Here is a 7,187-nt window from a genome sequence, read left to right on the forward strand (position 1 = left end):
GAATACTGGCCACAGGAAGTCGGGCTCGACCGGCTCTGCAAGACCGACAAGCCCTTCCTCAACCGCGACGCGGCGCTGCGCGTCCTGCAGGAGCCGCCGCGCGAACGGCTCGTGCTGCTGTCGCTCGATCCGCAGGATACGGATGCGTCCAACGCCGATGCCACGGGCGGTGAGCCGATTTTCCTTGATGGCCGGGGGGTGGGGCGCGTGACCTCGGGCGCCTATGGCTATTCGGTGGGACAAAGCCTCGCGCTGGGGTTCGTGAAGGATGTGGACGCCGGCACAGAGGTGGAGGTGATGGTGCTGGGCCGCCCGCACCGCGCCAAAATCCTCAGCGCCCCGCCGTTCGACCCCGAAGGCCGCCGCCTGCGCGCCTGAGGATTACGCCCGCTCCGCCGCTTCTCATGATCGGAAATACTTCCGCCGGAGGCATCCGCCCGCGCCGCGCAATGCAGACGGGGCGGGCGTCAGAGCGGCCTGATCTTCAACTGCGTGATCCGGTTGCCTTCGCGGGCGACGACCTCGAACCGGAAGCCGTGGAAGCTGAAAACCTGTTTTGGCGTGGGGATCATCTGCGCTTCGTGGATGACGAGGCCCGCCACGGTGTTGGCTTCGTCGTCGGGCAATGACCAGTCGGTCGCGCGATTGAGGTCGCGGATCGTCATGGCGCCGTCCACGTAATATTGCCCGTCCTCCGCCGGTTGCAGCGGCTGTTCGGCGTCGGGATCGAATTCGTCCGTGATCTCGCCCACGATCTCTTCGAGGATGTCCTCAAGGGTGATCAACCCCTGCAGCGAGCCGTATTCATCCACCACGAGGGCGAAATGCGTGCGGCGGCGCAGGAACTGGCGCATCTGCTCGTCCAGCGTCGAGGTTTCGGGCACGAAATAGGGCTTCATCGCGACGTCGTCGATCTTGAAGTTCTTCAGCAGGGAATCGTTGCCATGCGGCCCGCCGCTCAGCTTGTACATCGCGCGCAGCAAGTCCTTGGCGTGGATGACGCCGACGATATTCTCGGGATCATTGCGGAAGACCGGCAGCCGGGTGTGGTTCGACTGCAGACATTGTTCGAGGATATCGGCAGGGTCGGAATCCGCGTCGATCATCTCGATCCCGGAGCGGTGGAGCATGATCTCCTCCACCGCGCGTTCGCGTAGGTCGAGCGCGCCGAGAATACGGTCGCGGTCCTCTTTTTCGACGACCCCTTCGGAATGACCCAGTTGCAGCGCGCCGGCGATTTCTTCGCGCACCGCAAGGATGTTGCTGTCAGGATCGGTGGTCACGCCGAACAGGCGCAGCACCCCCCGGACGAGGTAGCGCACCGCCGTCACGACGGGCGAAAAGAGCAGCACGAGGATGCTGATCGGGCGGGAGACGAGCGCGGCGGCCCGTTCCGCATTGGTGATCGCATAGGTCTTCGGCAGCACCTCGGCAAAGACCAGCACCAGCAGCGTCATCACGAGGGTGGCCAGCGCCACGCCCGATTCCCCGAACAGCCGGGTGAAAAGCGCGGTCGCGACCGAGGCCGCGAGGATGTTCACAAGGTTGTTGCCCAGCAGGACCGACCCGATGAGCCGCTCGTTGTCTTCGGTGATCGCAAGTGCCCGTTCGGCCCCGCGCGACCCCTTGTCGGCCTGCGCCCGCAGCTTCCCGCGGGAGGCGGCGGTCAGAGCCGTTTCCGAGCCCGAGAAGAAGCCCGAAAGGATCAGCAACAGAAGGATCACCCCGCAGGTAATCCAGAAGGTGCCGTCTAGCATTGCGGTGCCCGTTTCCATTTGAAAGAATACCCTTGTGTCATGGCGTTCCTTCTTATGATGGGGCGGGCGGCTTCATTCAAGGGATCGGATCCGCGCAGGGCATTCCCGCGGACCGGGGGGAGGGCAATTCGTGCCACATCACGTCGATCTGGGCGATATCGGCGGCCCCGTGCTGCTTTTTGGCGGCCCCTATTCCAATCTTCAGGCGTTCGAGGCCCTGTGTACTGCAGGTGCTGCCGCCGGGGTCTCGCCTGACCGGATGATCTGCACCGGCGATGTCGTCGCCTATTGCGGCGCGCCGGAAGCCAGTGTTGCAGCCCTGCGTGCCGCCGGTTGCCCGGTGGTGGCGGGCAATTGCGAACGCCAGCTTGCCGAGAACGCGCCGGATTGCGGCTGCGGGTTCGACGCAGGGTCGGCCTGCGACCTTCTTTCCGTGGGGTGGTACGCCTTTGCCCGGGCGCGGATGCAGGACGCGGATCGCGACTGGATGCGGGGCCTGCCGGATATCATCAGCTTTACCCACGCCGGGGCGCGCTATGCCGTCATCCATGGTGGCGTGTCCGAGGTCGCGCGCTTCATCTGGCCAAGTTCTTCCGCCCGGCTGTTCGAGGAGGAATGGGACGCCACCGAAGCGGCCATCGGCCCCGTCGATCATATCATCGCCGGTCATTGCGGTCTGCCGTTCGAACGGGAATGCAGGCGCGGGCGGTGGATCAACGCCGGAGTGATCGGGATGCCCCCGAATGACGGCGGCGCGAATACGCGCTATGCCCTGCTGCGCGCGGGCGCGCTGACCTTCCATCGACTGGCCTATGACGTGGCCGGGGCGGCGGCGGATATGCAGCGGGCCGGGCTGCCGCCCGATTATCGCCGCGCCCTTGAGACCGGTTACTGGCCGTCGGAGGATATATTGCCCGAAGACCTGCGCAGGGCGGTATCCGAAAGCGGGTGATGGTCGTGCACCAGTTCGGCCAGCCGGTGTTCCAGCACATGGGTGTAGATCTCGGTGGTGGCCACGTCGGCGTGGCCCAGCATGGTCTGGATGGCGCGCAGATCGGCGCCCCCGGCCAGCAGATGGGTGGCGAAGGCATGGCGCAGGGTATGCGGCGTGACCTTTGCGGGATCGACACCGCCCGCCGCCGCGAATTCCTTGATCAGCAGGTAAAACCGGTGCCGCGTCAGATGGCCCGCCGCGCTGCGCGACGGAAAGAGAAAACGCGATACGGGCCGCCCGGCAAGGCGCGCGGTCTCTTCACGGGCATCGCGCGAGGTGAGCCATTCCGCCAGCGCCTCCCGCGCGGGGGGTGACAGGGGCACCATGCGTTCCTTGCCACCCTTGCCCAGCACCAGCAGCAGGCGCGGATCGCCCCGTGCGGCAGAAACGGGCAGGCTGACCAGTTCGCTCACCCGCATTCCGGTGGCATAGAGCAGTTCCATCAGGCAGGTATTGCGCTGCCGGTCCTCCGGCGCCCGGCCGGAGTTGCGCGCCGCCTCCAGCAGGCGGTCGACCTCTTCGACGGCCAGTACCTTGGGCAGGCGCTTGTCCTGCCCCGGGCCCGCGATCTGGATCGCCGGGTTGTCGCTGCGCAACCCTTCCTCGAAGGCGAAACGGTAGAGTTGCTTGATCGCCGAAAGACGGCGCGCGCGGGTGGAGCGGGCAAGCCCCGAATCGCTGCAATGCACAAGATAGGCTTCGACCTCCGCCCGGGTCGCGTCGGAAAAATCCCGGTCACGCCGGGCGAGCCAATGGTCGAAATCCTTCAGGTCGCGCCCATAGGCAAGCTGCGTGTTCGTCGCCGCCCCCTGTTCGGCTGCCTGAGCCTCCAGAAAGGTCGAAATCCAGTGAGAGGTGGGCGTGGGCATCAACCGCTCCGTTCCAGCAATAGCACCTGCAGCGCCGCGCGCCGGGCAGTGTCTTCGAGCCCGAGGGCCCGCAAGGTAGACAGCGCGTCGCGCAGGGCGCGCGTGTCGCCGCTGGCGCCCTCGTTCAGCAATCGCAACGTGTGCAGGATGGCGGAGCCGAGCTTTCCGTTCGCCGCGTGCTCCATCAGGTCGCTGCGTGGGACCGGGTCGGCAAAGGCGGCCTGCACGGCGCCCGCGGTTTCACCCTCCGGCGGGCGCTTGGGCGCTTCGCCCCGGGCCACGGCCAGCGCCAGCGTTTCCGTCGGGCCGGGGTGGGCCGGTTGCAGGTCGGCGTCCTGCGCAGCACTTTCATAGGCGGAGGAGAGCAATCCGATTTTCAGCGCAAGCGCCCTTGCCTGACCGCTCAGCGGTACCGACCGCAGATCGTCAAAGAAGAGTTCCGCAAAGGCGGTTTCCAGTTCCGCCTCGCGCATGGCTGCCCAGGCCTGGGGCAGGGTGCGGGCGACCGCTTCGGGATCACCGGTCTCCAACGCCCTGTCAAACCGCTGCAAGGCATCCACCCGGTCCCAGATGCCGCCCGAGGCCGCGGGTTTGCGCGCGGTATAAAGACCGAGCAGCAGATTATCGGGCAACGCACCGGCCCGCGTCAGCCGCTCTGCAGCCTCCAGCTGCGATTTCCATCCCGCCACATCGCGCAGATCCGCCACGGCGAAGGCGCGGGGCAGGTTTCGCGTGGGCTTGGGCTCCCCGATGGTTTCGAACAGGCGGAAGGCCATGGGGTCCATGTCGCGCGGCGTCTCCGGCGGGTCGCTGCCTTCGAAGAAATCGGGGTGCAGGAAGCGGTCCAGCAGGTCGAGCCGCGCATCGTCCATCAGCCCGAGCGCCGAGGCCACGCCAAAGGTCAGCGCCGCGTCCTCCCACGCGCCATCACGCGCCGCACAGAAGATCCGCAGATCGAGCGCTTCGCTCAGATGGGGGGCAGCGCGCATGGTGGCGCAGGCGGTGTCTTCGGTCCCGGCCAAAAGCGAAAGCTGCATCCATTGCGCGAAATTCTCGGGCCCGCGGGCGGGGCCGGCCTGTTCGATCAGCGCCAGGGCCGGGTCGACAGCCCCCAGCGCCTTCAGTTTGGCGACCCGCGCCCGGGCGAGCGCACCGCCGCCATCCGCGTCCCCCTCGGGGGGCAGCGCCTCCGTCAGGAGCAGGCGGAACAAAAGTGCCTGTGAGGCGGGCAGCACCGGGTCGGGCAACCTTTCGATCTGGCGGGCCAGCAGGTCCGGGTCACTGCCCTGCCAGATATCTTCCGGCAGGCCGGTGACATGGGACGGCACCAGCCCGATCAGCCGCGATTGTTCTTGCCGCAGCGGCGCGACCTGCACTTCGGGCGGGGTGGCACTGCGCGCCACGGGGGGCTCGCCCGGCTGCGGCAGCGCCACGGGGCGCGCGGGGTCACGGCGCGGTGTCGCGGTCTCATCAAGCCAGTCGATGACGGAAAGCGGCTGCTGCGGGGCGGGTTCCTGCGCGGGCACGCCCGTCGCCGCAAGAACCCCGATCAACACTGCGCCCCAGACCGATCCCGGTGCTGCGGACATAGGATCAGTCCCCCTGCAGGGTCACGGGCATGCGCGTCTCTACCTGCGGGGGCGAGAAGTCGGCGCCGAAGAAGGGTCCGATATAAGCATAGCCCACAAGCCCGATGAACCCGAGAATCAGCAGGATGATCAGAAGCTTGAAGAGTTTACCCATATATGCTCGCGCCCGGTTTGCCGTTGTTTCCCTCATTCTATATCTGGCCTTTTGTCCAAGATCACGTCATTCAGGAAAAAATGAGCGAAATTGAGCAAACCATGGCCGATCGGGCGCAGCCGCGCCCGCGCTTCCGTCTGCACAAGACGGTGGCCCTGGTCGGGATGATGGGGTCGGGCAAGACCGCAGTGGGGCGCAACCTTTCCACCGCGCTGGATGTCCCGTTCCGTGACAGCGACGCAGAGATCGAATCCGCCGCGAACCTGACCGTACCGGAGATTTTCGAACGCGATGGCGAGCGGTTCTTTCGCAAACGCGAGGCAGAGGTGATCGCCCGGCTGCTCGATGCTTCCCCCGGGATCCTTTCGACCGGGGGCGGTGCCTTTCTGGCCCCGGATAACCGGCGCAACATCAGTGCGCGCGGCCTGTCGCTCTGGCTCGATGCCGATCTCGATCTTTTGTGGCAGCGGGTCCGGCACAAGGATACCCGTCCGCTGTTGCGCACCCCCAACCCGCGGGCGACGCTGGCGGAGATCTATGCGGAGCGGGTACCGATCTACCGGCAGGCGGACCTGTCGGTGCGCTGCGCGCCGGAATTGTCGATCGACGCCATGGGCCGCCGCGTGATCGCCGCCCTGCTCGAACGGCCCGACGTGCTGGAGCGACTGGATGACTGAAACCGTACATGTGCCCCTGCCGGGGCGGGCCTATGACGTGGTCATCGGCCCCGGATTGCTGGCCGAGGCGGGCCAGCGCATCGCGCCGCTGCTCCGGCGTCCGAAGGTCGCCATCATCACCGATGAAAACGTGGCCGCCCTGCATCTCGACGCCCTGCGCGACGGGCTTGTCCGCGACGGGATCGACAGCCGCGCCAAGGTGCTGCCCGCCGGGGAGGCAACCAAGAGCTGGGAGAACCTCACGGCCTGCGTCGAATGGCTGCTGGATGAGCGGATCGAACGGCGGGACGTGGTCGTGGCGCTCGGCGGCGGAGTGATCGGCGATCTCGTTGGTTTTGCCGCCTCCATCCTGCGGCGGGGCGTGCGCTTCGTGCAAATTCCCACATCCCTGCTCGCGCAGGTGGACAGCTCGGTGGGCGGCAAGACGGGGATCAACACGCGCCACGGCAAGAACCTCGTGGGGGCGTTTCACCAACCCAGCATGGTGCTGGCCGATACCTTGGTGCTGGATACGCTTCCGCTGCGCGATCTGCTGGCGGGCTACGGCGAGGTCGTGAAATACGGGCTTCTGGGCGATGCCGAGTTCTTCGGCTGGCTGGAAAAGCACGGCCCCGCGCTGGCCCGGAGCGATGACAGCGCGCGCATCGCTGCCGTGCGCCGTTCGGTCGAGATGAAGGCCGAGATCGTCGTGCGCGACGAGACAGAGCAGGGCGACCGCGCGCTGCTGAACCTCGGCCATACGTTCTGCCACGCGCTGGAAGCTGCGACCGGGTATTCGGACCGGCTGCTTCACGGCGAAGGGGTGGCCATCGGCTGCGCGCTCGCCTTTGAGCTTTCAGCGCGCATGGGGCTGTGCCCGCAGGAGGATCCAAGCCGCGTCCGCGCCCATCTGCGCGACATGGGGATGAAGACCGATCTGGGCGACATTCCCGGCGAACTGCCCGGCCCCGACGCACTGCTCGACCTCATGGGGCAGGACAAGAAGGTGGTGGACGGCCAGCTTCGCTTTATCCTCGCCCGTGGGATCGGCAAGGCTTTCGTAAGCGCCGATGTGTCCGAAAACCGCTGTTCTGATGGCGCCTCACGCTCTGCGGGTGTTTGACACTGCCCCGGCCTTGGCCGTAGCGTCTGCCCGAGACAGCGAACA

8 protein-coding genes are annotated in these 7,187 nt (G+C 66.8%); 4 read left to right on the forward strand and 4 right to left on the reverse strand.

What is annotated here, in order from left to right:
• The coding region (locus tag A3764_RS12515; protein WP_150122163.1) for a glycine cleavage T C-terminal barrel domain-containing protein at positions 1 to 378 on the forward strand (378 nt) is incomplete at its 5' end.
• Positions 379 to 467: 89 nt separating this feature from the next.
• Here A3764_RS12515 and A3764_RS12520 read toward each other — a convergent pair.
• Complete coding sequence (locus tag A3764_RS12520) at positions 468 to 1,775, reverse strand: HlyC/CorC family transporter (protein WP_067951635.1); 1,308 nt, start codon at positions 1,773 to 1,775, stop codon at positions 468 to 470.
• A gap of 112 nt (positions 1,776 to 1,887) precedes the next feature.
• Here A3764_RS12520 and A3764_RS12525 point away from each other — a divergent pair, with 112 nt between their 5' ends.
• On the forward strand, positions 1,888 to 2,709 hold the full coding sequence (locus tag A3764_RS12525) for a metallophosphoesterase family protein (protein ID WP_236628186.1): 822 nt from the start codon (positions 1,888 to 1,890) through the stop codon (positions 2,707 to 2,709).
• Here the strand turns inward: A3764_RS12525 and A3764_RS12530 are convergent.
• Genes A3764_RS12530 through A3764_RS25695 form a run of 3 tightly spaced genes read right to left on the reverse strand, consistent with a single transcriptional unit; the run spans position 2,646 to position 5,363 of the window.
• On the reverse strand, positions 2,646 to 3,620 hold the full coding sequence (locus A3764_RS12530; RefSeq protein WP_067951636.1) for a tyrosine recombinase: 975 nt from the start codon (positions 3,618 to 3,620) through the stop codon (positions 2,646 to 2,648). The genes A3764_RS12525 and A3764_RS12530 overlap by 64 nt on opposite strands.
• Positions 3,620 to 5,209: a hypothetical protein gene (locus A3764_RS12535; protein ID WP_067921939.1), complete on the reverse strand. Its 1,590-nt coding sequence runs from the start codon at positions 5,207 to 5,209 to the stop codon at positions 3,620 to 3,622. Before A3764_RS12535 ends, A3764_RS12530 begins: the two co-directional genes overlap by 1 nt.
• Positions 5,210 to 5,213: 4 nt before the next feature.
• On the reverse strand, positions 5,214 to 5,363 hold the full coding sequence (locus A3764_RS25695) for a hypothetical protein (RefSeq protein WP_201722230.1): 150 nt from the start codon (positions 5,361 to 5,363) through the stop codon (positions 5,214 to 5,216).
• A gap of 80 nt (positions 5,364 to 5,443) precedes the next feature.
• Here A3764_RS25695 and A3764_RS12540 point away from each other — a divergent pair, with 80 nt between their 5' ends.
• Positions 5,444 to 6,040, forward strand: coding sequence for a shikimate kinase (locus A3764_RS12540; protein ID WP_067921952.1), 597 nt, complete (start codon positions 5,444 to 5,446; stop codon positions 6,038 to 6,040).
• Positions 6,033 to 7,142, forward strand: coding sequence for a 3-dehydroquinate synthase (gene aroB, locus A3764_RS12545; protein ID WP_067951637.1), 1,110 nt, complete (start codon positions 6,033 to 6,035; stop codon positions 7,140 to 7,142). Before A3764_RS12540 ends, aroB begins: the two co-directional genes overlap by 8 nt.
• Positions 7,143 to 7,187: the final 45 nt, after the last annotated feature.

Source organism: Sulfitobacter sp. HI0129, from assembly GCF_001635395.1.
GTDB lineage: Bacteria > Pseudomonadota > Alphaproteobacteria > Rhodobacterales > Rhodobacteraceae > Sulfitobacter.